The following is a 25,339-nucleotide window of genomic DNA, read 5'->3' as shown; positions in this document are numbered from 1 at the left end:
TACCAATTGACTCAAAACAAACTATACAAAGGTTTGTTTTATTTGAGTTTTAACGATTTCGGCAAAAGCTTGGGGCTGTTCAACATGAACATTATGCCCAGCCTCTGCAACTTGGCTGAAAGACAAACCGCTTCGTTTGGCCAACTGACTAAACTTATCGTCTTTCTCGCCACAAATATAATGTACTGCTACTGCGGATGAGCTGAGCGCATCCAACAAATAATCTTGCTTTGCCAGCGAGGTCGCTAGCATCATGTTTGCCACTTGTGGCCCTAGGTTAGCACTGCGTTTAGCGATCAGTTTTTGTCTTTGCGCATGATTTAGTGAACTAAACACCGCCTGCTGATACCAATCGCTTAGCACCTGTTCAATTGGCTGATTCGTAAAACGTTCAGCCCACTGAACATCGTACTCCCACCTTGCTGCTCTATCCATTGGGGATGGCAAACCAAAGTTTCCCCCTTCAACAATCAATTGCTGAATATTAAGCCCCGCAAAGTGATTGTTCACCACACCATTCATTGCGATGCGACCACCCATTGAGTAACCAATCAGTACTATAGGTCGATGAGGCTCGAACTGGGTGAGAAGAGTGTCAGATATTTGATCACAACACTCTTTAAAATTGTTACAGCTGTTCAACCCACTCAAGCCATGACCGGGTAAATCAAGACAAACTGAAGGGTAATCACTTAGGTAATCAATTGTCTGTTGCCAATCTTTTCCACAACCCAGTAAGCCATGCAAAAAGACCAGCACTGGCTGTGCTGGGTTATGGGCTAAATGCTGAGAAGCCTGACTATAAAGCATGAATCTGTTGCGTAAATTCTCTTAACTGACGGGAAGCTTGCTCCGCGGGCGTTTGCACTTCGATAACCAATCCACCCACACCATTCTCAACATGGTTGTCGATCAGTTGCTGATATTCCGCCAACGTTTCTGGCTTAGCGTAAGCAAGATGAAACTGTCGAGCAGCATGTTCAAACTCAAAGCCATGGGGCATTTGATACAAAGCTTGTTTTTGTTGCTCTGGAACAGGCAGTAAATCAAAGATGGCACCACCATCATTATTGGTCACCACGATGACAACCGGTGTTTGCTCATGGGTAAACAGCGCTAATGAGTTGATATCGTATAAAAGCGATGTATCGCCAATGAAGAGAACCGTTGGCTGTTTATTTGCCCGTACCACTCCCGCAGCACTAGCGACTATGCCATCAATCCCTGACGCCCCTCGATTGCTATAAACTTCAACGCCATCAAAACGGGCAAACATATCCAAAAGGCGTACAAACAGACTATTGCCGATAAACAATTGTGCTTGCTTAGGCAGTTGAGGCGCGGTTAGAGCCAAAGCGATTTCAGATAGAGGCGCATCGCACGAGAGATGCAACGAAGCCAAACTATTGACCTGTTCAGAGACAGCACACAACTCATCAGCCCAACCTGAATTCGTTTGAGCAATTGGCGGCAATATCGCTAACAAGTGCGAGATCCAACTCTCTACAGAGGCAAGATGATGCACTTGCATCATATGGCTCGCGTTATTACGGTCGAAACTCGGCGCAACATAGTGATAATCAGCACCAGTGGTTTTGATATGCTTAGCTAACCACTGATTCAGACGCTTCGATACGATGCGCGAACCCAGTTGCAAAACTAACTCACACTGCTGTAAGGCTTCCGATTGATTGCTGTTCTGCAACCATAGATCGTAGTGTGACCAAGCCGAGCTTTGTCCGGACTGTGGGTCACACATGATTGGCCAACCTAGCCGCTCAGCCAACTGTTTGGCAGCAGATGCTTCACTGCGCGTCACACTACCAAGCACTATCAGGCCGTTTCTTCGCGAAAAATCACTGACATTCAGTTGTGGACTCTGCAATGGGTAACTCTTACTCGTCAACGGTTTGTCGCTTTGCCACCACAAGCCCAATTGGTCACTATAGCTTTGGTATAAACACTTAGGTTCAGCGCTATAAAGTGGTTCAGGAAATGGGCAGTTAACATGAATCGCACAGCCCTTTTGCTGTTGCTCAGCCAGCGCTTGGTCGATTGTCGTTAGCACCCAATTGAGTGGAATATTCAACGATGGACTGGGTAGGTCAACCGCACAGGTCACATGGCTAGAAAAGATCCCAAGTTGGTTGATGGCTTGGTTAGCACCACAGCCAACCAGTTCGACGGGTCTGTCCGCCGTAAGCACCACCAGCTTTTCGCCAGTAAGTTTTGCTTCCGCAATAGCGGGAAGAAGATTCGCGACTGCCGTTCCTGATGTCACAACGACAGCGACAGGTTTACCACTTGCTTTCGCAAGGCCTAACGCCATAAATCCCAGCCCACGCTCATCAAAATGCGTGTGGAGGTTTAGTTGTGGATTTTCATCCGCTTCCAATGTCAAAGGCGTTGAGCGAGAGCCAGGAGCGATACAAATTTCACGCACACCAAATCGGGTCAGTTCTTCAAGTATTACCTGACTCCAAATGCGGTTTATCACTGCTTGATTAGCACTTAAAACTTCCGCGTTCATCTAAGAAGCGACTCCTAACGGTGCGTTATCTGATATCAGAGACAACAGTGTCGACATTTTTTTATCCAGCTCTTGCCATTCATATTCCGCTACTGAGCCAGGAACAATACCTGCACCAGCAAATAACTGGACATGGTCATCGAGGATCAGGGCGCTGCGAATTGCGACACAAAACTCAGCTCTCTGGTGACTGATAAAGCCCATCGAGCCTGCGTACCAACCACGAGCAAAGGGTTCATGTTGCTGAATAAATGCCATCGATTCTTTGCGCGGCAAGCCCGCAACTGCTGCGGTTGGCTGTAACGCACTCAACAACTGCACGCCATTAACACCTTTATTCAAGTGGGCGTGAATGCTGCGTTTTAGGTGCTGAACCTTACGTAAACGAACTAAGCGAGCCTCTTGTTCCACCTCTACATGTTCAGAGTGCGGAGTTAGACGCTCGATAATATCGTCTACAACATATTGATTTTCATTGAGGTTCTTGCTGTCGTTGGCCAACCAGTTAGCCAGTTCCATATCCTGAGTGGCATTGCTACCTCGTCCGATCGTACCGGCGAGCGCTTCCGTATAAAGTTCCTGATCTTGACGCAGGTAAAGACGCTCCGGCGTTGATCCGATAAAACTATGCTTCCTATCTAACGACAGTAAAAAGTGAAAACTATGGTGATTGTGCAGATAGCTTGATTTTAAGAACTGAGCCGCACATAAGGGCGCATCAAGCGTGACCTCTGTTTTGCGAGCCAAAACCACCTTTTTAAACTCGTTATTGCTAATGCCTGTCAGGACTTTATCTACCAACTCCCCCCACTGAAACTTATCAGGCGTATGCTGGATATTTTCGACATGTGCCGTAACGGGCATAAGAGGTTTAACGTCAAGCTGCAACTTGCATAGGCTAGCGAGAGTGCGGTGTTTTTCTGCCGTTAAGTTCACCGCAATAGACCAACTGTTATCAAAGCGAATCAGCTCTATCTGCGGTAGAAAAAAGAACGAAGACATGCAGCGACGATTCTTGCTCGTCTGTCCGTCAAATGAACGCCCTCCCCATATACGCTGATCTTCAGCCAATATGGCATAAGCGGGCGCAGGGTCGACAAATGTATGTAACTGGCCTAGCGCGACCACTTCTTCACGAGTATCGCGCGATTGCCAATAGAACTGAGGGAAAATCGGCTGAGCCTCAAGCCAGTCGATAAACGCAAAGTCCGGTTTTTCCTCAAGAACTTGAACCAGACGAGTGATACCGTCTCCTGCATCCTTTACGCGTTCGATCAGTTCAGTAACGGCTTGATGAAAATTAGACAAATCAGCCTCGTATGCATGGGGATTGTTATTCATTGTAGGTGGTTACTCTATTTATAGACCCCTCTCAAATCAAGGTTGTGGTGAATGTTTTGCAAAATCCTGTGATAACGGGCGTGCTACAAGTTGTTATTTCTTGCCATTCAACCAGATTTTTATTCTAAAAAAATTCTTTTTGATGTACTTTAATAAAGAAATTCAATTATTTTTAGGTTTTAATCAATGCAAAATATCGGGATGTCGTCGAAACTCGATAATGTCTGCTATGACATTAGGGGGCCGGTACTAAAACATGCTAAACGCATGGAAGAAGAGGGGCATAAAATACTAAAGCTAAACATCGGAAACCCCGCCCCATTTGGCTTTGACGCACCTGACGAAATCCTAGTCGATGTAATCCGTAACTTGCCTACTTCGCAAGGCTACTGTGATTCAAAAGGAATTTATTCAGCTCGTAAAGCCGTCGTTCAGCATTATCAGCGCAAGGGAATTCATTCACTAGACGTCGAAGACGTCTACATTGGTAACGGCGTCTCTGAGCTTATCGTTATGGCAATGCAAGCGTTGCTAAACAATGGTGACGAAATGCTCGTCCCTGCACCTGACTACCCGCTATGGACCGCTTCCGTTGCTCTTTCCGGTGGTAATGCGGTGCACTACATGTGTGATGAAGAAGCGGACTGGTATCCAGACCTTGACGACATCAAGCGTAAAATCACGCCAAAAACACGCGGCATCGTATTAATCAACCCGAATAACCCAACCGGTGCAGTATACAGCCGTGACTTCCTACTTGAAGTGATCGAGATTGCACGTCAGCATAAACTTATCATCTTCGCTGATGAAATCTACGACAAAGTTCTTTACGACGGCGCAACACATACTTCCGTTGCAACCCTAACCGACGATGTCATCGTGATGACGTTCAATGGATTGTCGAAAGCTTATCGCGTGTGTGGTTTCCGTGGCGGTTGGATGTTTATGACGGGCCCTAAACATATGGCCAAAGGCTATATAAACGGTCTCGATATGCTAGCGTCAATGCGACTCTGTGCTAACGTGCCGATGCAACATGCGATTCAAACTGCATTAGGTGGTTATCAAAGTATTAATGAATTGATTCTGCCTGGTGGTCGTCTGCTCGAACAGCGTGATCGCGCATGGGAATTGATTAACCAGATCCCAGGGATATCGTGTGTCAAACCGAAAGGGGCGATGTACTTGTTCCCAAAAATTGATACTAAGGTTTACAACATCAAAGACGACCAGAAGATGGTGCTCGATTTCTTGGTTCAAGAAAAAGTGCTGCTTGTTCAGGGGACAGGGTTTAACTGGCCTAAACCTGATCACTTCCGCATCGTGACTTTACCTCACGTCGAAGATCTTGAAGTTGCGATCGGTCGCTTTGAACGCTTCCTGTCGACCTATAGTCAGTAGTAATTAGCTTCAATCTCTCATATTCTTAAAGGGCACTCACTGAGTGCCCTTTTTCATTTCATGGAGTAGAGAAATGTCAGATAGTCCAAACAAAGTTGTTCAGGAAAGCCACTTTTTTGCCCACTTGGCGCGCATGAAACTGATTCAGCGTTGGCCGTTGATGCGTTCAGTATCAAGTGAAAACATCTCAGAACACAGCTTACAGGTTGCTTTCGTTGCCCACGCTTTGGCACTGATCAAAAACAAGAAGTTTGGCGGCAACCTTAACCCAGAAAGAATCGCTATCTTAGGTATGTACCATGACACCAGTGAAGTGTTAACCGGTGATTTACCAACACCCGTTAAGTACTACAATCCAGAGATAGCCAAAGAATACAAAAAGATTGAGGCTGCCGCAGAAAAGAAACTGTTATCTATGCTGCCCGAAGAATTTCACGATGATTTCACCCCATATTTAATCTCCCAACAAGCGCATTCCGATGATGCCATGATAGTTAAGCAAGCCGATACCATTTGCGCCTATCTGAAATGTCTCGAAGAACTGAGTGCAGGCAATCATGAGTATGCGCTGGCGAAAAAACGCTTAGATGTCACCTTAAAGCAACGCTTTACCCCAGAGATGGAATATTTCCTAAATACCTTCGCACCAAGCTTCGAGCTCTCTTTAGACGAGATCAGCTAATACAGCTTGTTGCCACTTAATTACGATGCTGGAACGCGTTAAGCAAATATTCAATCAACACTTTCTTACGTTTCGGCATCAGTTGCCTATCTGCATAGACAAGACTCACCTGTACTTCAGGCATCTTGTACTCAGGTAATAAGCGCACAAGCAAGTCTGATTGCGACCATGCAACGCGACGCCGCTATTATGGCCTACAACGATGTATTTCTGATGATGACGGCTTTTCTCGCCGTGGCTGCTGTTTTGATTTTAAGTATGAAGGACTAGCCTATGGATCAAGTGGCAAAATTTTCATAGTTTTCTGCCACTTGAAGTCCTCTCTGCATCGGTGTACGGTTAGGAAAAACAGAGGGGTATTGCCTATGACGTTTCAAATCAGCGATTTATGGCATCAACGTCATGATGATGAACATAAGATTCGTCGTGATGACCACCGCAGCCCATATCAACGCGATCGTGCCCGTATTCTTCATTCTGCTGCCTTTCGCCGCCTACAAGCGAAAACTCAGGTTCACGGCAAAAGTTTCGATGACTTCCACCGCACTCGTTTAACGCATTCATTAGAAGCCGCTCAACTAGGCACCGGAATTGTCGCGCAATTGAAAAAGAAACAACCAGAGTTTCGTGATCTGCTGCCCAGTGACAGTTTGATTGATTCACTTTGCCTTGCACATGACATTGGCCACCCACCCTACGGGCATGGCGGAGAAGTTGCACTTAACTACATGATGCGCAAACACGGTGGATTCGAAGGCAATGCACAGACATTTCGTATCGTCACTAAACTCGAACCTTACACTGAACATTTCGGTATGAACCTAACTCGTCGAACGCTACTTGGGCTCATCAAGTATCCGGCAATGATCAGTCAAACACGAGCAGTGACCCTCCCAGACAGTGTCTCCCATCAACGCAAACTCCGTGCACGCGACTGGATGCCTGCTAAAGGACTTTATGATTGTGATCGCTCACTGTTTGACTGGTTGCTCGAACCTCTGAGCGAAAAAGACAAACAGCTTTTCAGTACGATGCGCGATGAAAAACTGCCTGATACCGAACACAAAAAGACTCGCTATAAGTCTATCGATTGTTCGATTATGGAGCTGGCCGATGATATCGCCTACGGTGTGCATGATCTTGAAGACGCCTTGGTACTTGGAATGGTCAATCGCCACCAATGGATTGAAGGGGCGGCCAGTCAGTTATCGGAATGTGGTGACCCATGGTTTGAACAACATATCGATTCCATCACCGACATGTTGTTTGCAGGCACTCACTACCAGCGCAAAGATGCGATTGGTGGGATGGTCAACGCGCTATTGACCAGTATATCTATTAAACCAGTTGATGCCTGTTTTGCGTGTGAACTGCTTTCATTCAATGCCTATCTTGAGCCTAAGATGGCTAAGGCTTTAGACATTCTTAAACACTTCGTTAGTGACTACGTTATTCAAGTACCGCATGTACAGGTAGTCGAGTACAAAGGCCAACAGATCATCATGGATATTTTCGAAGCGCTCAGTGCTGATCCTGAGCGATTGTTACCTACTCAAGTTCGTTTGCAGTGGGCAGCAAAACACGACCCGAGTGAAGGATATAGGGTAATCGCCGATTACATTTCATCGATGACAGATGGACATGCCCAGCGCCTGCATCAGCAGCTATTTTCATCACACTAGCAATCGTTGCGCTTTAACAAATCAGGAGCCAAATGGCTCCTGATTCTATTTAGTCAGCCATAAAGGCATCCAACTTTGCAGTCAGTTCCTGTTTTTCTTCCGCACTAATGAAGCTGGCTTCAATCGCATTTAAGGTAAACTGCGCCAGCTCTTCCCAAGTTAAACCATGACTTTTATCGACAGCAAGAAAGTTATCCGTCATGTAGCCACCAAAATAGGCAGGATCGTCTGAATTGATGGTGACGCACAAACCTTTTCTTAATAGTTCAACAATGTTGTGATCTTGCATCTGCTCAAACACTTTTAATTTGGTATTCGATAATGGGCAAACCGTCAACGGCATGCGCGTTTTAGCCAAATGTTCAACCAACTTCTCGTCATCGACACAGCGTACACCGTGGTCGACTCGGCTCACTTTTAGTAGTTCTAAACTGTCATTAATATTACTGGAAGGGCCTTCTTCTCCAGCGTGTGCGACCGTCAGAAAGCCAGCTTGCCTCGCTTTGGCAAACACACGAGAAAATTTTTCTGGTGGATGTCCCAGTTCTGACGAATCCAATCCTATTGCGATGATTTTGTCTTTGTGGGGTAACGCCTGTTCCAATGTTGCAAACGCGCTCGCTTCATCAAGATGACGCAAGAAACACATGATAATTCGGCTGCTGATACCAAATTCTTCTCGCCCATCCTGCAATGCACGATGGATACCATTGAGCACGGTTTCAAACGCCACACCACGCTCGGTATGAGTTTGCGGGTCGAAGAAAATCTCGGTATGAATGACATTATCTTGGTGACAACGTGTCACATAAGCGTAGGTTAAGTCGTAAAAATCCTGCTCCGTAATTAATACGTTGGCCCCCTGATAATAGATATCAAGAAAAGACTGCAGATTAGTAAACTCATACGCAGCCTGAACTTCTTCAGGCGTGCTATAAGGCAAGGTAATATGATTCCGCTGTGCTAACTCGAACATCATTTCGGGCTCGAGTGTCCCTTCGATATGTAAGTGCAGCTCTACTTTTGGTAGTTGTTGGATAAAATTGGATTGATGCACGCTTGTCTCCTCACTCAATTTGGTTGGTATAACAAGCGCCTTTCTCTAGAAAAGTGTCAGACATACAAAGAGAAAAGCGCTATGCACTTAACTCTTCGTAATCTGGAATTTACGGCTCCAGGTAGAGACTCCCGCACCCTATCAGCGGGATTATACGAAGCACCGTGAAGACCACGGTACGACTTATCAATCTGGTAACCGATCTTCTAAGCCGCTTAAAAATATAGTTTAGCTAGTTCATTGTGATTTTCTAGGCATTTTAATTAACTCAGATAGTTTTTCTCAAACACCCCCGGTGGCATCTGCTTTATCTGAAACTCTATCATGTGGTTAAAAGCCTCAATCAGTGGCCTAAACTCGTTTTCTGGCTCAAGGAGCGACAAAATATGATAGCCAGCCTCAACAGTCGACAAACTGTTGTCACTTGGCGCTTTGCGGATACGGTAGTTGCCTTGTAGGTCATCAGGTAAACGTATCAAAGGAAGAGAATGCAGATTGGTCGATAACTGCCAAATTTTATAGGCTTTTTTCCATGTACCATCGAGTAAGATAATGCGTATCTTGGTACCTTCAGTCAGCTTCTCAGCGACTTCAGTATGCGCTAACGCCCCTTCTCCTGGATAGAGTACAAAGTGATGACACTGAGCTTCATTCAGCAAAGCATTGAGTTCAATGTGCTGCGAGAAATCTTCGCCTTCAAAGCAGTAACTGTTGGCCAGCGACAATTTTAATATACGTGCAGTGCCCATAGGTCTGGTCCTCTCGCTGTGATGCTGTAGAATAACCAGCTCAACATTTGATGTTAAGCTTTGTATCCACTTACATATACAAGCTTTGAGTGACTTTCCACATTGAGAACAATATCGGGACATAGTGTGCGCTTATTTCTTCTGTTAATCGCTATAAGTTTAGTGTGCTTGGGTCTGCAATTCGATCCCTTAGCGTCGCAAGTAAATTGGCATCGCTACTGGATTAACCAAGGCCAATGGTGGCGAATCCTAACAGGAAATTTCACTCATACCAACTTTGCTCACCTCACGATGAATCTGGCGGGTCTATGGGTGATTTGTTTCGTTTTTAAGCCAACGGCCAAGAGTTTAGCGCTCATATTGATTGCAACTAGCCTTTGTATTGGTATTCTCAATTTGTTTACCACTATGAATGGCTATGTCGGACTATCAGGCACATTACATGGCATCTTCGCCTATTTCGCCACCTTAGAAGCCCTACAAGAACGTAAAAGCAGTTGGCTATTGGTGGCTGGTGTGATGCTTAAAGTGACGTGGGAACTCACCATGGGAGCCGCCCAGTCAACCAGCGATCTTATCAACGCACCGGTTGCCGTTGAAGCTCACTTATTCGGTGCGCTGTCTGGCTTGGTATTCGCTCTGATGGTCTATTTCATCAAGAGAAAATCCCAACCTCTGACCACTGCGTAATAATTTGGTTGATGTTCATCGTCAAAGGGCTCAGAATGGCGCCCTTTTTCACGCATAACCAATGTGCGTGAATATTACGCATTTATTATACAGAGTACACACTATGGGTTTTACCTCCTTAGGCCTTTCTGCCCCGATTCTCAAAGCAATTGAGGAACAGGGTTACAACAAACCATCTCCAATTCAGGAGCAAGCTATCCCTGCCGTACTTAACGGTCAGGATGTTATGGCAGCAGCGCAGACAGGTACAGGTAAAACAGCCGGTTTCACTCTTCCTATCCTTGAACGCCTAGACAATGGTACACGAGTAAGGGGCAATCATGTCCGTGCGTTAATCTTGACGCCGACTCGTGAGCTGGCTGCACAAGTTCAAGAGAATGTATTCAAGTACAGTCGTTATCAGAAACTGACTTCCACCGTTGTGTTTGGCGGTGTGAAAATTAACCCTCAAATGATGAAGCTTCGTAAAGGTAGCGACATTGTTGTGGCTACGCCAGGACGTCTACTCGACCTTTACCAGCAAAACGCGATTAAGTTTGAGCAGCTTGAAGTTTTAGTTCTTGATGAAGCCGACCGCATGCTTGACATGGGTTTTATCCGCGATATTCGTAAGATCCTAAATTTATTACCAGCAAAACGTCAGAACTTACTGTTTTCGGCCACCTTTTCGCCAGAGATCCGTGAACTAGCAAAGGGATTGGTAAACAATCCAGTCGAGATTTCGGTTAACCCTGAAAACTCGACAGCAGTGACCATTGAGCAAAGCATCTACCCAGCAGACAAGCGCAAAAAAGCACCGATGCTAGTCAAACTGATTAAAGATGGCGACTGGAAACAGGTGCTGGTGTTCTGCCGTACCAAGCATGGTGCGAACCGTTTAGCGCTGTTCCTCAATAATGAGAACATTACAGCAGCCGCTATTCACGGCAACAAAAGCCAAGGCGCACGTACTCGAGCACTGGCTGACTTTAAATCCGGTGATATCCGAGTTTTAGTTGCGACAGATATCGCCGCACGTGGTATCGATATTCCACAGCTGCCACAAGTTGTTAACTTTGAGCTGCCAAATGTCTCCGAAGACTACGTTCATCGTATCGGTCGTACAGGTCGTGCCGGTGAAGTAGGCAAAGCGATCTCTTTAGTAGAAGCGGATGAGGCGGGTGATTTATTTGGTATTGAACGTTTGATTCAACAAGTACTGCCGCGTTTTGAGCTGGAAGGCTTTAAACCGGTTAACGAGTTGCCAGAATCAAAACTAGATACACGCCCTATCAAGGCGAAAAAACCTAAGAAGCCTAAGACTGGCCACCAAGATGGTCAACGCTCGGGAGATAATGCCCGTGGCAATAAGCCAGCAAGCAAAAATAAACGCCATTTCGGTCATAGTAAGCCAAGTGGAGAAAGCAAACCTACTAACGTTAAGCATGGCGAAGGAAAAGCGAAAGGCCGTTCTGGCAGCAGTAAGCCATCAAACGGTAAACCGTCTAACCGACGCCCTAACCGCGCAAAAGCACCTCGCAGTTCTGCATCAAGCCAATAGCAGGCTCATCGTTTAAGGCTAAACGACTCCGTTTAGACCACTGAAGTGAGTTAAAAAAAAGCGCCATTTGAGATAGGCGCTTTGATTCTGCATGATTAGTCATTTAGATGATTGGGCGCTGGCCACGGTCAATCAACTTCATCAGAACGTTGTCAGCCGCCTCTCCGGCAAGACCTGCAAGCTTTGAGGTCAGCTTCTTCTTCTCTACATAATGAATGGCTAGTACGGTTTTGTCCTTGCACGCTTCAACGACAATGTCATCTGACGTTTTAATCTCATCAACCAAACCAAGTTTATAGGCTTGGGTACCAAACCAATGCTCGCCCGTCGCGACTTTATCTAACTCTAATGCAGGACGACGTTCACGGATAAAATCTTTAAAAAGATCATGCGTCTCTTCTAGCTCTTGCTTGAATTTCTCGCGTGCTTTATCTGTGTTTTCTCCAAACATAGTCAGCGTGCGCTTGTATTCGCCGGCCGTCAGTTGCTCATATTCAATATCGTACTTTTTCAGCACTTTATTGAAGTTTGGTAACTGGGCAATCACGCCAATAGAACCGACGATGGCAAATGGTGCTGAAACAATCTTATCGGCGATGCAGGCCATCATATAGCCCCCGCTTGCCGCGACTTTATCAACAGCAATCGTCAAAGGAAGTTTTGCTGCCTTGATACGATCCAGTTGAGACGAAGCAAGGCCGTAGCCATGTACCATGCCACCACCAGACTCTAATCGTAGTAACACTTCATCACCTTCACGGGCTACAGCTAAAATCGCCGTCACTTCCTCACGCAGCGAAGCCACTTCTTTAGCATCAATACTACCTTTAAAATCAAGGACAAACAGATGAGGTTCACGTTTGCTATCCAGTTCACCCTCTTTTGATGCCTTCTTAATCTCTTTTTCGCGTGCTTTATTCTGTTCTTTCTCTTGCTTCTTCTCAGCCTTATCGCGAGCCTTGATGAAAGCGTCGTCATGTAAGTAATGTTCTAGCTGTTCAACGGTATTTTTATGCTGCTCTGTTAAGTTGGTGATTTCGAGTTCACCCTTGGCAGCACCACTTTTTCCGCTCACTGCTTTAGCAATAACCAATATCGCAATCACCGCGACTACAACAGTCACAATCTTGGCCAAAAACAGGCCATAGTCCAACAAAAATTCCAATGTGAGATCCCCAAATGTGCGAATTAGTGTATTGTAACCACCAAGTTATGGATTCATAAAGCAGAACATTACAAAAGGATACACATCGTGGAATATGCTGTTTCTTCAGATGCCCTGAAAGGTAAAGTCATTCTGGTGACTGGCGCAGGTGCCGGCATCGGTAAGCAAGCGGCGCTCTCTTATGCAGAGCACGGCGCTACCGTGATTTTACTTGGTCGTACAGTGAAAAAGCTGGAGCAGACTTACGACGAAATCGAAGCGGCTGGTTATCCTCAACCAGCGATTATCCCGCTTGATATGAAAGGCGCGACTAAACAAAACTACCTCGATATGGTTGATACCATTGAGGGTCAGTTTGGTCGTTTAGACGGTGTTTTGCACAATGCCAGCTTACTCGGCGTCATTAGCCCATTTGATCAGATCGGTGAAGACACTTACGACGATATCATGCAGGTTAACGTTAAAGCACAGTTTCTGATGACTCAAGCTGTGCTGCCTCTACTGCATAAATCGCCAGATGCTCGCATCATTTTTACCTCATCAACGGTTGGTCATAGTGGTCGCGCGTTCTGGGGAACTTATGCGATGTCCAAGTTTGCGACTGAGGGGATGATGCAGATCCTTGCTGACGAATTGAGCGAAAGCAACATTCGTGTCAACGCCATCAATCCAGGTGCGACTCGAACAGGCATGCGTGCTAAAGCTTATCCTGCTGAAGATGCAGATTTGCTAAAAACACCTCTCGATATTATGCCGCTCTATCTGTACCTGATGTCAGCAGAGAGCAAGTCAGTAAACGGTGAGTGTATCGACGCACAACCAAAACGATAAACGTAAAAAACTATTTTACATTGCAATCAACGCCTTGTGGTCTGTTTCTAATCGCACAAGGCGTTTTTTTATCCATTTAAATCTCTCTCCTCTTGCCGTTCATACTCAATAAATTATACTGTACATATATACAGGTAAATTATTATGTATGAATTAATCGAGCATCTGAAGAAAAAACAGTGGCTTTGGTCAGGAATCCAAACACCTGAACACCACGATTACTACTCAACAGGCTATGAACTCTTGGATCAAAAGCTCGAAGGTGGCTTTCCAAAATATGGCGTCGTCGAGTTACAAAGTGAGACCAGCATTGGTGAATTACGCCTAGTGCTGCCACACCTGAAAAACACCAGCCAAGATCGATTATCTGTCTTCATTCAAGCACCGGGTTACTTATGTGCTGAGCAGCTTCATCATTTGGGCTTAGACACGAATAAAGTCCTGATGATCTCCCCTCGCAACCCGCACCAAGCATTGTGGGCGGCTGAACAGTGCCTGCGCAGTGGCGCGTGTAGCAATGTGTTGCTTTGGCATCCTGAGCTTGAAGTTCACCAAGCCAGACGACTGCAAGTCGCAAGTGAACGTGGCAACTGCCTGCACTTCGTCTTTAAAAGCGTAGCAAAAAGTCTCTTTTCTCTACCTGTCAGCTTAAGTATGACATTGCTGCCCCACCCGCTTGGTATTGAAGTGACCATCACTAAACGCAAAGGAGGCTGGCCACAGGGCAGTTTCGTCATCGATATGAGTGCAAGTTGGCCAAGTTTAACCCTGCAACCTAAAGCACCCGTCGTTATCCCATTCCCGATCCGTCAACAAGGCTAACTATGCAAAGTTGGATCTACCTTCATTTCCCAACCTTGCAGCTGGATGCATTATTTGCAGAAAACAGCGCATCACCACTGGCGATTGTTGAATCAAGCCATTTTAAAGTGGTGCAATGTAACCAAGCGGCTCTCGACGAAGGTATTCAGCTAGGTATGGGGTTGGGCAGTGCCAGTGCTTTGTGCCAGAAGCTACAAGTTCACCCCTACGATCCGAAAATCGAACAGCAAACGTTGCTCAATATTGCCCAATGGCTTTATATGGTCACATCTGATATTTGCTTATTTCCTCCGCAAGGCGTGTTATTGAAAGTCACGGATATGCTGTCACTCTACGGAGGGTTGAACGCCTATTGGCAACGGGTCTCTCACCATCTTGAAAAGTTACAGCTTAACTATCTGTACTCGATCGGATTCTCGCCATTCTCGGCCATGCTGTTAGCCAAATCAGGTGTCGCACTACTGACGCTCGATAAAGAGAAAATTATCTCGGCGATGGCCCCTTTTCCGCTCTTTGCTACTGAATTAGAGCACAAGCAAGTTGAAAAACTGCAACGAGTTGGAGTGGCGACCCTTGAGCAGCTTCTCGCCTTACCGATGCAAGAGGTCGCTCGTCGTTTTGATATTGATCTCGTCAACTACGTAGGACGTCTGATGGGGCAATTCAAACACCCTGTCACGTTTTATCACCCCCCTGAACATTTTGAATGCTATCAAGAACTTCTGTTCGACATCGAAAATGTCCAATGGCTAGAAAAACCTTTAACCAAACTACTCGATAAACTCGAATGCTTCCTGACGCTACGCAATCAAGTGGGCTACGAGCTGGCACTGCGATTACATCAACGCGATAAAGAAGAGTGCACAGTCAGCTTTTATTCCGCTAGTGGGGATTATCTCACCACACGATGGCTGACTCTTTGTCGCCTAACAATGGAGTCAATCAAACTGGAGGCTCCGGTTCAAGGATTAACCTTGCGTCTCATTCGCGCCGGAGAGCTTGAATCCACCAGCGCCGATCTCTTTAACGGCGTGCAAGGCGAACAGACCGAACTGGAACTGATTGGTCTTCTGCAAGCGAAGCTAGGTAATGAACACGTGCGTAAAGTCGCTCACAGCCATGATCCTCGTCCTGAAAAGGCGACCTTTCTCTGTGACCCAACTCTACCAATCCCTATACGTCATATCAGTTATCGCTTACGTCCGAGTTTATTGTTATATAAACCCGAGCCGTTAATGGAAAAAATTGCCATTATTCAAGGTCCTGAACGTCTCGTTGCTGGCTGGTGGGATGGCGATGATATGACCCGTGATTACTTCGTTGCTCGCACTCACGCAGGACGTTGGCTATGGGTATTTCGTAATCAGGATCACCAGTGGTTCGTCCACGGGATGTTTAGCTGACGAGTGTTGATATGGCTTACGCTGAACTGTTTTGTCAAAGTAACTTCTCTTTTCTTAGCGGCGCTTCGCATGCTGAAGAGTTGATCTTACAAGCGGACTTTCTTCGCTATCACTCGCTGGCTATCACTGACGAGTGCTCTGTTGCGGGAGTCGTCCGAGCTTATAGCGCCAGCCAACAGCATAATCTTAATATTAAGCTGATTATAGGCAGCATGTTCTGGCTCAATGACGACTGTCAGGTCGTTCTGTTATGCCCCAACAGAGAGGCCTATGCTGAGCTTTGTCGAATTATCACCAATGCTAGGAGACGTTCTGAAAAAGGCAGCTATCAGCTGTCAGAATGGGATTTGATGTCGGCTAAGCGTTGCTTACTCATCTGGCTTCCTTGTCATAGAACCACTGACAATAAGTGGGGACATTGGCTCACTCAGCATCACCGACATCGACTTTGGGTTGGCGTACAGCGTCATCTTAAATCCGATGACAAACAATACCTAGAACACTGTCAGCAACTCGCCACTCACCATCAATTACCCATTACCGCTTGTGGCGGCGTATTAATGCATACCGCGACTCGTTTACCACTGCAACACACTCTGACTGCAATAAAGCACGGTTGTAGCGTGAGTGAATTAGGTGAGCAGCGATTAACAAACACCGAACGAACGCTACGCAGTCAGGAAAAGCTCACTAAGTTGTTTAAAGCTGAATGGTTGCAAGAAAGTATAGCGGTTGCCAACCGCTGTACCTTCAGTTTAGGAGAGCTTCAATACGAATATCCAAGCGAGCTGGTCCCTGATGGACACACGCCGATGAGTTACCTAACCAAGTTAGTTGAACATGGTAAAAAGCTGCGCTTTCCAGATGGTGTTCCAAGTGATATCGAAACGACGATTAATAAAGAGCTCGCACTGATCGACGAGCTTAATTATCCATTCTATTTTTTGACCATTCATGACATCGTCATGTTCGCCAAAAACAACCATATCCTCTATCAGGGTCGGGGGTCAGCCGCCAACTCAGTCGTCTGTTACTGCTTAGAGATTACCTCTGTGGATCCCAGAAAAATCTCCGTCCTGTTCGAACGGTTCATCAGCCGTGAACGCGATGAGCCGCCGGATATTGATGTCGATTTTGAGCATGAACGACGCGAAAAAGTCATCCAGTATATTTATCAAAAATATGGTCGCGAACGTGCCGCACTCGCCGCCACGGTCATTTCGTACCGTTTCAAAAGCGCCGTGCGTGATGTAGGTAAAGCGTTGGGAATCGAAGAGAGTCAGTTGGATTACTTTATCAAAAATATCAATCGCCGCGACCGAGCTCAGGGATGGCAAGCTCAAATAGTGGAGCTTGGTCTTCAACCAGACTCGCTAAAGGGAGAACAGTTCATCTCGTTGGTGAATGATATTCTTGGTTTTCCACGTCATCTCTCGCAACATGTGGGCGGTTTTATTATTGCCGCAGGGCCGCTATATGAGCTCGTCCCAGTAGAAAACGCATCGATGGTAGACAGAACCGTTATTCAATGGGATAAGGATGATCTAGAGTCACTGAAACTGTTGAAAGTAGACGTATTAGCCTTGGGAATGCTGACTGCGATTCGTAAATGCTTTGACCTCATTGAACGTCTCCACCGCCGTACACTCACCATCGCGGAAATCACCCGGCGTCAGGATGATAGCCAGGTCTACCGCATGATTCAGAAAGCCGATACTGTCGGTGTGTTTCAAATCGAATCTCGGGCACAAATGAGCATGCTACCACGCTTAAAACCCGCCTGCTATTACGATCTCGTCATCCAGATTGCCATTGTTCGCCCTGGCCCAATTCAAGGTGACATGGTTCATCCCTACCTAAAACGCAGAAATGGCGAAGAAAGTGTCGAGTACCCATCACAAGAGGTGCGCAGCGTACTCGAGAGGACTCTCGGTGTGCCTATTTTTCAGGAACAAGTGATTAAAATTGCCATGGTGGCTGCGGGCTTCAGTGGGGGTGAAGCGGATCAACTTCGCCGTGCTATGGCCGCGTGGAAAAAGAGTGGTGACTTAGTCAAATTCAAAACCAAGCTGATAGAAGGCATGCTCGCCAGAGGCTATGAGATTGAGTTTGCTGAACGCATCTTCGCTCAGATACTTGGATTTGGTGAATACGGCTTTCCAGAAAGTCACTCAGCCTCTTTTGCAGTACTTGCTTATTGCTCGGCATGGCTCAAGCATTACTACCCTGAGGCTTTTTATACATCGCTTCTCAATAGCCTGCCGATGGGTTTTTATAGTGCCTCACAACTCGTACAAGACGCTCGTCGCCATGGTGTTCATATTTTGCCAGTCTGTGTGAATGCCTCACAATACGATCACCACGTCGTTGGTGAACAGGGGAAGTGGGCGATTCGGCTTGGACTCAGACAAATCAAAGGCTTCAGCACTCAGAGTGCTAAACAATTGCTCCATGCCAGAGCCGAAACGAGATTTACTCATATCAATCAACTTAAACATATTGGTCTCAACCAACGTGATCTTGAGCTGCTAGCGTCCGCCAACGCCATGCATAGTCTAAGTAATAATCGCTATCAGACCCGCTGGGCAATGATGGACACACTCTCTGATCTCCCTCTATTTCAGCATATGCAAGAAGCTGAACTCCCCACTGTGAATGTACCTTCCGAAAGTCAAACTATCCTTGAAGATTATGCCGCGACTGGGCTATCTCTTGCCAAGCATCCTATCACTCTATTGGATGAAAGCGGTGTTCTCGGTCGCTTTACTCGTATGCGTGATTTGGCACAGAAAACACATCAGTCTTTAGTCACGGTGACAGGTGTCGTAACGGGGAAACAGTCACCTGGAACCGCCGCAGGAGTGACGTTTTTCACGCTCGAAGATGATACAGGCAACATCAATGTCGTGGTTTGGAAAGCAACCTCACGGGCCCAAAAAGCCGCCTATTTGACCGCAAAGATCTTGCAAGTGAAAGGGATTCTAGAGAAAGAAGGGGATGTTCATCATGTTATTGCCGGCCGTTTGATCGATATGACCGATAAGCTGCAAGATTTACGCAGTAAATCGCGGGACTTTCACTAAATTCAACGATGTAAGCCCATTATAAATTAAGCAAAAAGGGAGCAATGCTCCCTTTAATCAATACAGATATCGATAATCTCTATTTATTCAATACATCGCGCAGACGATCTTGCGCCACTTGAACCAATAAGTCCGGCTGGAACTTAGAAATAAAACGGTCACAGCCTACCTTTTTCACCATGGCATCATTAAAACTGCCACTGAGAGAAGTATTGAGTGTGACAAAAAGATCTTTCATTCGGGGATCACTACGAACTTCATGAGTCAGCTTGTAGCCATCCATTTCTGGCATTTCGGCATCGGTGATCATCAACAACAGGTCTTCAACGACGTTCTTACCTTCGTCGCACCACGACTTAAGTAAATTGAGCGCTTCTAAGCCATCGCGACATTCAATAATATTCAGGCCAAGCTGTGACAAAGTACCACGCACTTGAGTACGTGCTGTCGAAGAATCATCAACAATCAGAACGTTACGACCAACCATCTCGGTCACCAAATCGTGATCAAGAACCCCTTCCGAGATAGAAATGTCATAGTCAATAATCTCAGCCAGCACCTTCTCGACATCGATGATTTCAACGATATCTAGATTGTCACCACCTTTAACATGCGTGATCGCCGTTAAGTAGTTTGCTCGACCTGCGGTTTTTGGCGGAGGCTGAATTTCCGTCCATGCGGTATTAACGATATTGCGCACCTGACCAACCAGAAACCCTTGTATGGTTCGGTTATATTCCGTGATGATCAGATTTTCTTCTTGATTCTCTAGACGAGATGGAGGAAAACCAATTGCGGCACGCAAATCAATAACAGGAACGGAGACACCACGAAGAGAAGCAACGCCGGTGATATGGTGATGCGAACCGGGCATTTTGGTCAACGGTGGAACCTTGATCACTTCACGTACTTTGAATACGTTGATGGCGAAAACCTGCCTGCTATTCAAGCTAAACAACAGAAGCTCTAGGCGGTTTTCACCCACTAGATTAGTTCGCTGATCAACGGTATTTAAAACTCCAGACATATTACTTCTCGACCGATGTGTATATAACAAAAGTAGTCTATAGCAAGACTAACATAAAAATAAACCCATATATCATTCAAGATTATATGGGTTTACTAGAAAGATAAAGGAACTACAGCTCAGAAACTACTATCCTTCGATAACCTTCATCAACAATAGACCATCATAAAGAGCTTGCTTGATTAATGCCGCTCCTGGCATCGTCGCCTGCTTATAGAAACGTGACTCGACGAGCTCTAAGTCTTGGTGATACACGGGTAAGCTTTGCTCTTCAATACAAGTTTGAATCGCAGGGTAAAGTACTTCTTTCGCTTGGTTAATCACCCCACCAATCAACACCTTTTCTGGGTTGAAGAGGTTAATCACAATTGCAATCGCAGAGCCAAGGTAACGACCAAGTTTTTCAATCACATCAACAGCGAGCGGGTCGCCATTTTCAGCCGCTTCACAGATATCTTCTACGGTGATCTCTTCTATTTCCGACAGGGAAGAAGCTTCGCCCTGAGCGATACGCTGTGTCACCTCCCCCCTAATTGCCTGAGAACTGGCAACCGTTTCTAGACACCCACGGTTTCCACAATGACATAACTTGCCATTGGGATCGATTTGGATATGACCGAGTTCACCAATATTGCCATGACGCCCTTGCAATACGCGTCCATCCAGCACAATCCCCGCACCTAAGCCGTGGTGAATAGAGATCAGAACCGAATTCTCATTATCTTGCGAATGACCGAACAGCTTTTCAGCTAAAGCCCATGCGCGCGTATCGTTGGCAATAAATACTGGCAACCCCGTCGCCTTGTATATTTCTGGCCCTAACGGCAGATTCTCAACATTGTAGTGCGGCATCTGCAACACTATCCCCTGCTCAGAGTTAACGAGACCTGGCAAAGTAATCGCGATACTGGTTACGCGATCTAACTGCTCTGAGTAGGTTTGAAAAAACTCATCAATTTCATGAAGTAAGCGAGCGAGAACATCATCTTGGTCCACTTCATGGATATCGATTTTGGTGTCGATTAGAACGCCCCCACCCAGCTCATGCAAAGCGATTGTTAAGTAGCCACGTCCAAGACGCATAGATAGGAACTGCCAACCTTCATTGTTGACTTGCAAACCAACAGCAGGACGCCCACGACTGGTCGCTTCTTGAACCGTGGTTTCATGAATAAGATGTACTTCGATGAGCTCTCGGGTGATTTTGGTAATGCTAGCTGGCGCCAGCTCACTCTGTTTGGAGAGGTCAATCCGCGAAATAGGTCCTTTTTGATCAATAAGTTTATATACGCGGCCAGCATTGACCTGCTTGATATGATCAATATGGCCGGGTTGAGCCATGTACATAGAGTGCTCCAAATATCAACAACTCGACAATTTTTTTACTTTGCGAAGTAATTGTGAAGAGCTTTGATAGATTGCCGTGACAAGTGTCACGTATAAACATGATTCTTTGTGTTCCTAATCAAATAGCGAAGGATTTATCACAAATCGATTCGCATTTTTTTGCGTTAATAAATATCTCTTCAATCACCTTTTCACAGACCGACATCGAATTGTAATGTGATTTATTAGTACAGATTTTACTCAGGTATATACTTATAGCTAACCTGACGTAAGTACGGAAAAAAGCACAGGTGCCGCACGTTAACGAGTACGCGGCAAAGTCAAACCAAGGAGATCCGAATGACTGCAATCCAAAGAAGAACAAAAATTGTCTCTACTCTAGGACCTTCTACCGATCAACCCGGCATGCTGGAAGCAATTATCGAAGCTGGGGTCAATGTAGTACGGATGAACTTCTCGCACGGAACCGCAGACGATCATCGTGAGCGAGCAACACGAGTTCGTAACATCGCTGCAAAACTGGGCACTCATGTCGCAATTCTGGGAGACCTTCAAGGCCCAAAAATTCGTGTATCCACATTTAAAGAAGGCAAAATCACCCTCTCTATCGGCGATATTTTCACTCTCGACAGCGCCTTACCTCCGGGTGAAGGCAATAAGGATGCAGTCGGTCTTGACTATAAAGAACTACCAAACGATGTCTCGACAGGCGACATTCTACTGCTTGACGATGGCCGTGTTCAGCTACAGGTCATTGCTGTTAGCGGTACAGAAGTCCGTACCAAAGTTATTATTGGTGGCCCGCTATCAAACAACAAAGGGATAAACAAAAAAGGCGGTGGTCTCTCTGCTGAAGCGCTCACAGAGAAGGACAAGAAAGATATCAAGCTCGCAGCCGAAATTAACGTTGACTACCTTGCGGTTTCATTTCCTCGCAACGGGGAAGATATGAAGTATGCCCGCAGACTCGCGACCGATGCAGGGCTACAAACTCGTCTCGTCGCCAAAGTGGAACGTGCCGAAACAGTAGAGAGTGAAGCTAACATTGACGACATCATCATTGCTTCGGATGCGGTGATGGTTGCACGTGGTGATTTAGGGGTCGAAATTGGAGACCCTGAGCTTGTGGGTGTTCAAAAACAACTTATCCGCAGAGCTCGAGCACTCAACCGAACCGTTATCACGGCGACGCAGATGATGGAGTCGATGATGGAAAACCCAATGCCGACTCGTGCCGAAGTAATGGACGTAGCCAATGCGGTCTTAGACGGCACCGATGCCGTTATGTTGTCAGGTGAAACCGCTGCGGGCAAATACCCACTAGAAACCGTTCGCTCGATGGCAGAAGTCTGTTTAGGGGCAGAGAAAATGTCCGCTGTAAACCGTTCTAGCTACCGAATGGAGTCCGTATTTGAGACAGGTGAAGAGACGATTGCAATGTCAACAATGTTTGCAGCAAACCACATGCGTGGAATCAAAGGCATTGTGACACTGACTGAATCCGGTCGTACCGCGCTTATGATGTCTCGCTTGAGCTCGGGGCTACCAATCTTCGCTCTCTCACGCAATGAAAGTACGCTTAATTTATCGGCGCTTTATCGCGGCGTATTCCCTGTCTTCTTTGATGATAAGTCAGCGACGGGGCTCGCCACGGCCGAAGCCGCTGTCGCCACCTTGAAGCAACGTGGATTATTAGACGATGGTGACCTAGTGATTATTACTCAGGGGGATGTGATGGACGTAGTTGGTTCAACCAACTGTATGCGTATCTTAGCTGCATAACAAGTCAACACTCTGCAACCGTTAAGGGAGCGTATCAGCTCCCTTATTTACATACGACGGCAAGTTTGTCAGTACACTGAGAAAACGCTTCTACAAAACGAAATCCAGCGTCTAAACCCGTCTGGTAGTCATGCAAAAGATCTTCTCTCTCACTCATTAGTGAACTCGATTTCAGCGCTTGTTCGGGCCTAATTTGGATAACAAAACAGTCATCAGGTGGCGAATGCAAAAACTCTTGGGTCAACGAATAGGTTTGATAGTGCACCATCAGCATATCCGCTAGGCCTGAATCAAACTTGTCCCCCAACAAATGGCTAAGTCGATAAACATCATCCGCACCAAATAGCCAACGTCCACCATTTAGTGATTCAAGATGTTTATGCTCTATTTTTTCCCGCTTAGCACGCTCAACCTGCTCGGCGAAAAACAGGTGCCAATCGTGTTTCCAGCGTCCAAGCCTTTCCTGAAAATGACCATGAATGAGATTAAACGAATCACGTAACCACATATTTTCCAATTGCTGAGTCTCAACAGGAGGCTTATCTAATAGATCATCACCTTCAGTCCGAATGACAACGATGCAACGCGCCTCTCTGCGCCACGCCTCCTGGACGGGTATCGAAGCAGAAACACCCCCATCGACATACTCGCCGTGAGGAAACTGTACTGGTTGATGATACAAACGAGGAATCGCACACGTGGCTATGAGCACCTTTTTCCAATCTTCTTGCAACATTGGTAGGTAGTGGTCAAACAAACGCTCAGTATCGGTTACAGCGGCGTAGGCATGCCGATTTGCGAGTACCCTTCGGCCTAAATCTATATCTAGTCGGTACGGATAGTCGCTAATCTTATCCAAAGCCCAATCTAAACCAAGATACTGCTTACGACGAATATAACGAAACAGGTGAAAAAACTCAGAGTCAGTCGTCAGGTCGAGAATAAACGAGCGGCCAATACCTCTTTGGCGGCATAGGAAAGCGCACAAGTTCAATGCACCAGCCGATGTGCCATAAAAGGAGTGGAAGGGATCAAAATTGGAAAGGAGAAATGCATCAAGAACACCAGAGGTAAAAATCCCCCTTTGGCCGCCTCCCTGAGCAACCAAAGCATTGTTACCGCCAGTGTACTTTTTGAGCCTTTCAGTATCGAGTTGTACAGCAGCGTTGGTGATAACACCGCAGTTTTTCATCGAATGGCTACGCCGTCATAACAGCAGTAACTGCAAATCCGAGAAGAACAGCAAATACTGTCGCTGTAATGATTAGGGCAAACTTCAGATCGTGTTGCATAGACACCTCCTTTATTGTGTAACAAAGTAATAACATCTATGTGAGCCATCTTCAATTAATACGTATTTTTTGTGTGGCATTATGATGTTAGCGTCACAATTAGCGCATTACTGATCGGGAAAGAGGCAATAAATGATACTCAAACATACCATGCCAATACTGTTACTTGTAACCAGTCCCGTGGCCTTTGCTGAGATACACATTTCACCTTGGATTGGCTACACCGCGGGAGGGAGTGTTGAAGACCAAGCTCAGAACAAACTCGACTTAACCAGCTCACCAAGCTTTGCCCTGTCCATTGAAAGTGATATTGACAACGGTCGCATTGGGCTATTCTACAGCCAGCAAAATAGTGAAGTGGAAAACATCAACCTCAACTCATCCATCCACTACTTGCATCTGCAAAGCAGCATCTACTATCCGGTCGAGGACAAAATCTCAGCTTACTTGGGTATCGGGCTTGGAGCATCGTATATCAATGCGGATTGGGTTAAAGACGAAGTAGGTTTTTCAGCGAGTATCTTTACGGGAATTGAATACCGAGTGTCGGACTCACTTGCGCTTAACACTCATATTCGTTGGCTAGGAACGGTCGTGGATAACGAAACCACTGGAATATGCCAATTCAACAACAGTAGTAATGACTCCTGCGTGATTAAATTCCAAACAGATTGGATGAACCAATTCTCCGCAAATCTTGGGATTAGCTGGCGCTTTTAGTCGTACACCGATACATCTTCAGAGCATGAAAGTAAAAAGGAGGCTAATGCCTAATGCCAGTCAGTTAAGCTGACTGGCTTTCTTTTTATTGGGGTATTTCTTTGCCTTTGGTTTTATTGCTCTCGGATATATCCGCTCTTCTCGTTTAATGGGCAAGACATGGTGTATCGCCTCCTCTTGCAAGTGAGTAATGCG

Annotated in this window: 21 protein-coding genes, 1 pseudogene and 1 riboswitch; of the genes and pseudogenes, 11 read left to right on the top strand and 11 right to left on the bottom strand. The window is 46.1% G+C overall.

Going from position 1 to position 25,339, the window contains the following annotated elements; all coding sequences use genetic code 11:
• Positions 1-21 precede the first annotated feature (21 nt).
• From menH to QTN95_RS09175, 3 genes are read right to left on the bottom strand one after another with little or no spacing between them, the layout of a single operon-like run.
• Positions 22-810 carry a 2-succinyl-6-hydroxy-2,4-cyclohexadiene-1-carboxylate synthase gene (gene menH, locus QTN95_RS09185; RefSeq protein WP_331417267.1) on the bottom strand — a complete coding sequence of 263 codons (789 nt, stop codon included), beginning with the start codon at positions 808-810 and terminating at the stop codon, positions 22-24.
• A complete protein-coding gene (gene menD, locus QTN95_RS09180) occupies positions 800-2,530 on the bottom strand; it encodes a 2-succinyl-5-enolpyruvyl-6-hydroxy-3-cyclohexene-1-carboxylic-acid synthase (RefSeq protein WP_331417266.1) in 1,731 nt (576 codons plus the stop codon). The genes menH and menD overlap by 11 nt, the downstream gene beginning before the upstream one ends.
• A complete protein-coding gene (locus QTN95_RS09175; protein WP_331417265.1) occupies positions 2,531-3,871 on the bottom strand; it encodes an isochorismate synthase in 1,341 nt (446 codons plus the stop codon).
• A gap of 186 nt (positions 3,872-4,057) precedes the next feature.
• On the opposite strand from QTN95_RS09175, the gene QTN95_RS09170 reads away from it, so the two are divergent.
• Complete coding sequence (locus QTN95_RS09170) at positions 4,058-5,272, top strand: pyridoxal phosphate-dependent aminotransferase (protein WP_331417264.1); 1,215 nt, start codon at positions 4,058-4,060, stop codon at positions 5,270-5,272.
• Between the two features lie 73 nt (positions 5,273-5,345).
• Positions 5,346-5,954: a 5'-deoxynucleotidase gene (gene yfbR / locus QTN95_RS09165; protein ID WP_138970821.1), complete on the top strand. Its 609-nt coding sequence runs from the start codon at positions 5,346-5,348 to the stop codon at positions 5,952-5,954.
• 16 nt (positions 5,955-5,970) lie between these two features.
• On the opposite strand, the pseudogene QTN95_RS09160 reads toward yfbR, so the two are convergent.
• Positions 5,971-6,105: pseudogene (locus QTN95_RS09160) on the bottom strand (LysR family transcriptional regulator); the annotation flags it as partial.
• Positions 6,106-6,319: 214 nt separating this feature from the next.
• Here QTN95_RS09160 and QTN95_RS09155 point away from each other — a divergent pair.
• A complete protein-coding gene (locus QTN95_RS09155; RefSeq protein ID WP_331417263.1) occupies positions 6,320-7,636 on the top strand; it encodes an anti-phage deoxyguanosine triphosphatase in 1,317 nt (438 codons plus the stop codon).
• A 49-nt stretch (positions 7,637-7,685) separates the two neighbouring features.
• Here the strand turns inward: QTN95_RS09155 and QTN95_RS09150 are convergent, their stop codons facing one another.
• Together QTN95_RS09150 and QTN95_RS09145 are read right to left on the bottom strand one after the other, a co-directional pair.
• The gene (locus QTN95_RS09150) at positions 7,686-8,693 is read right to left on the bottom strand and encodes an adenosine deaminase (protein ID WP_331417262.1); all 1,008 of its coding nucleotides are present in this window, start codon (positions 8,691-8,693) and stop codon (positions 7,686-7,688) included.
• Between the two features lie 78 nt (positions 8,694-8,771).
• Positions 8,772-8,871: riboswitch (purine riboswitch) on the bottom strand.
• 85 nt (positions 8,872-8,956) lie between these two features.
• The gene (locus QTN95_RS09145) at positions 8,957-9,565 is read right to left on the bottom strand and encodes a tRNA-uridine aminocarboxypropyltransferase (protein WP_331417261.1); all 609 of its coding nucleotides are present in this window, start codon (positions 9,563-9,565) and stop codon (positions 8,957-8,959) included.
• Between the two features lie 3 nt (positions 9,566-9,568).
• On the opposite strand from QTN95_RS09145, the gene rrtA reads away from it, so the two are divergent.
• On the top strand, positions 9,569-10,132 hold the full coding sequence (gene rrtA, locus QTN95_RS09140; RefSeq protein WP_331417260.1) for a rhombosortase: 564 nt from the start codon (positions 9,569-9,571) through the stop codon (positions 10,130-10,132).
• Between the two features lie 103 nt (positions 10,133-10,235).
• Positions 10,236-11,672: a DEAD/DEAH box helicase gene (locus QTN95_RS09135; RefSeq protein WP_331417259.1), complete on the top strand. Its 1,437-nt coding sequence runs from the start codon at positions 10,236-10,238 to the stop codon at positions 11,670-11,672.
• Positions 11,673-11,775: 103 nt separating this feature from the next.
• Here the strand turns inward: QTN95_RS09135 and sohB are convergent, their stop codons facing one another.
• Positions 11,776-12,837, bottom strand: coding sequence for a protease SohB (gene sohB / locus QTN95_RS09130; RefSeq protein WP_138970812.1), 1,062 nt, complete (start codon positions 12,835-12,837; stop codon positions 11,776-11,778).
• Positions 12,838-12,924: 87 nt separating this feature from the next.
• On the opposite strand from sohB, the gene QTN95_RS09125 reads away from it, so the two are divergent.
• The 4 genes from QTN95_RS09125 to QTN95_RS09110 all read left to right on the top strand — a co-directional run bounded on the left by QTN95_RS09125 (position 12,925) and on the right by QTN95_RS09110 (position 18,976).
• On the top strand, positions 12,925-13,668 hold the full coding sequence (locus QTN95_RS09125) for a YciK family oxidoreductase (RefSeq protein ID WP_269376015.1): 744 nt from the start codon (positions 12,925-12,927) through the stop codon (positions 13,666-13,668).
• Positions 13,669-13,812: 144 nt separating this feature from the next.
• Positions 13,813-14,490 carry a translesion DNA synthesis-associated protein ImuA gene (gene imuA / locus QTN95_RS09120; RefSeq protein ID WP_331417258.1) on the top strand — a complete coding sequence of 226 codons (678 nt, stop codon included), beginning with the start codon at positions 13,813-13,815 and terminating at the stop codon, positions 14,488-14,490.
• Between the two features lie 2 nt (positions 14,491-14,492).
• A complete protein-coding gene (locus QTN95_RS09115; protein ID WP_331417257.1) occupies positions 14,493-15,893 on the top strand; it encodes a Y-family DNA polymerase in 1,401 nt (466 codons plus the stop codon).
• An 11-nt stretch (positions 15,894-15,904) separates the two neighbouring features.
• Positions 15,905-18,976: an error-prone DNA polymerase gene (locus tag QTN95_RS09110; RefSeq protein ID WP_331417256.1), complete on the top strand. Its 3,072-nt coding sequence runs from the start codon at positions 15,905-15,907 to the stop codon at positions 18,974-18,976.
• A 79-nt stretch (positions 18,977-19,055) separates the two neighbouring features.
• On the opposite strand, the gene QTN95_RS09105 is transcribed toward QTN95_RS09110, so the two are convergent.
• On the bottom strand, positions 19,056-20,003 hold the full coding sequence (locus QTN95_RS09105) for a chemotaxis protein CheV (protein ID WP_138970807.1): 948 nt from the start codon (positions 20,001-20,003) through the stop codon (positions 19,056-19,058).
• Between the two features lie 129 nt (positions 20,004-20,132).
• On the bottom strand, positions 20,133-21,350 hold the full coding sequence (gene mlc / locus QTN95_RS09100) for a sugar metabolism global transcriptional regulator Mlc (protein WP_331417255.1): 1,218 nt from the start codon (positions 21,348-21,350) through the stop codon (positions 20,133-20,135).
• A gap of 339 nt (positions 21,351-21,689) precedes the next feature.
• On the opposite strand from mlc, the gene pyk reads away from it, so the two are divergent.
• Positions 21,690-23,132: a pyruvate kinase gene (gene pyk, locus QTN95_RS09095; protein WP_331417254.1), complete on the top strand. Its 1,443-nt coding sequence runs from the start codon at positions 21,690-21,692 to the stop codon at positions 23,130-23,132.
• A 43-nt stretch (positions 23,133-23,175) separates the two neighbouring features.
• On the opposite strand, the gene QTN95_RS09090 is transcribed toward pyk, so the two are convergent.
• Positions 23,176-24,324, bottom strand: coding sequence for a patatin-like phospholipase family protein (locus tag QTN95_RS09090; protein ID WP_138970804.1), 1,149 nt, complete (start codon positions 24,322-24,324; stop codon positions 23,176-23,178).
• 7 nt (positions 24,325-24,331) lie between these two features.
• Positions 24,332-24,424, bottom strand: a complete 93-nt coding sequence (gene cydH / locus QTN95_RS09085; RefSeq protein ID WP_331417253.1) for a cytochrome bd-I oxidase subunit CydH — start codon at positions 24,422-24,424, stop codon at positions 24,332-24,334.
• A gap of 132 nt (positions 24,425-24,556) precedes the next feature.
• On the opposite strand from cydH, the gene QTN95_RS09080 reads away from it, so the two are divergent.
• The gene (locus tag QTN95_RS09080; protein ID WP_331417252.1) at positions 24,557-25,144 is read left to right on the top strand and encodes an outer membrane protein; all 588 of its coding nucleotides are present in this window, start codon (positions 24,557-24,559) and stop codon (positions 25,142-25,144) included.
• Positions 25,145-25,339 lie beyond the last annotated feature (195 nt).

Source organism: Vibrio sp. M260112 (assembly GCF_036533775.1).
Lineage (GTDB): Bacteria > Pseudomonadota > Gammaproteobacteria > Enterobacterales > Vibrionaceae > Vibrio.
This window is presented reverse-complemented; position numbering and strand designations above follow the sequence as displayed.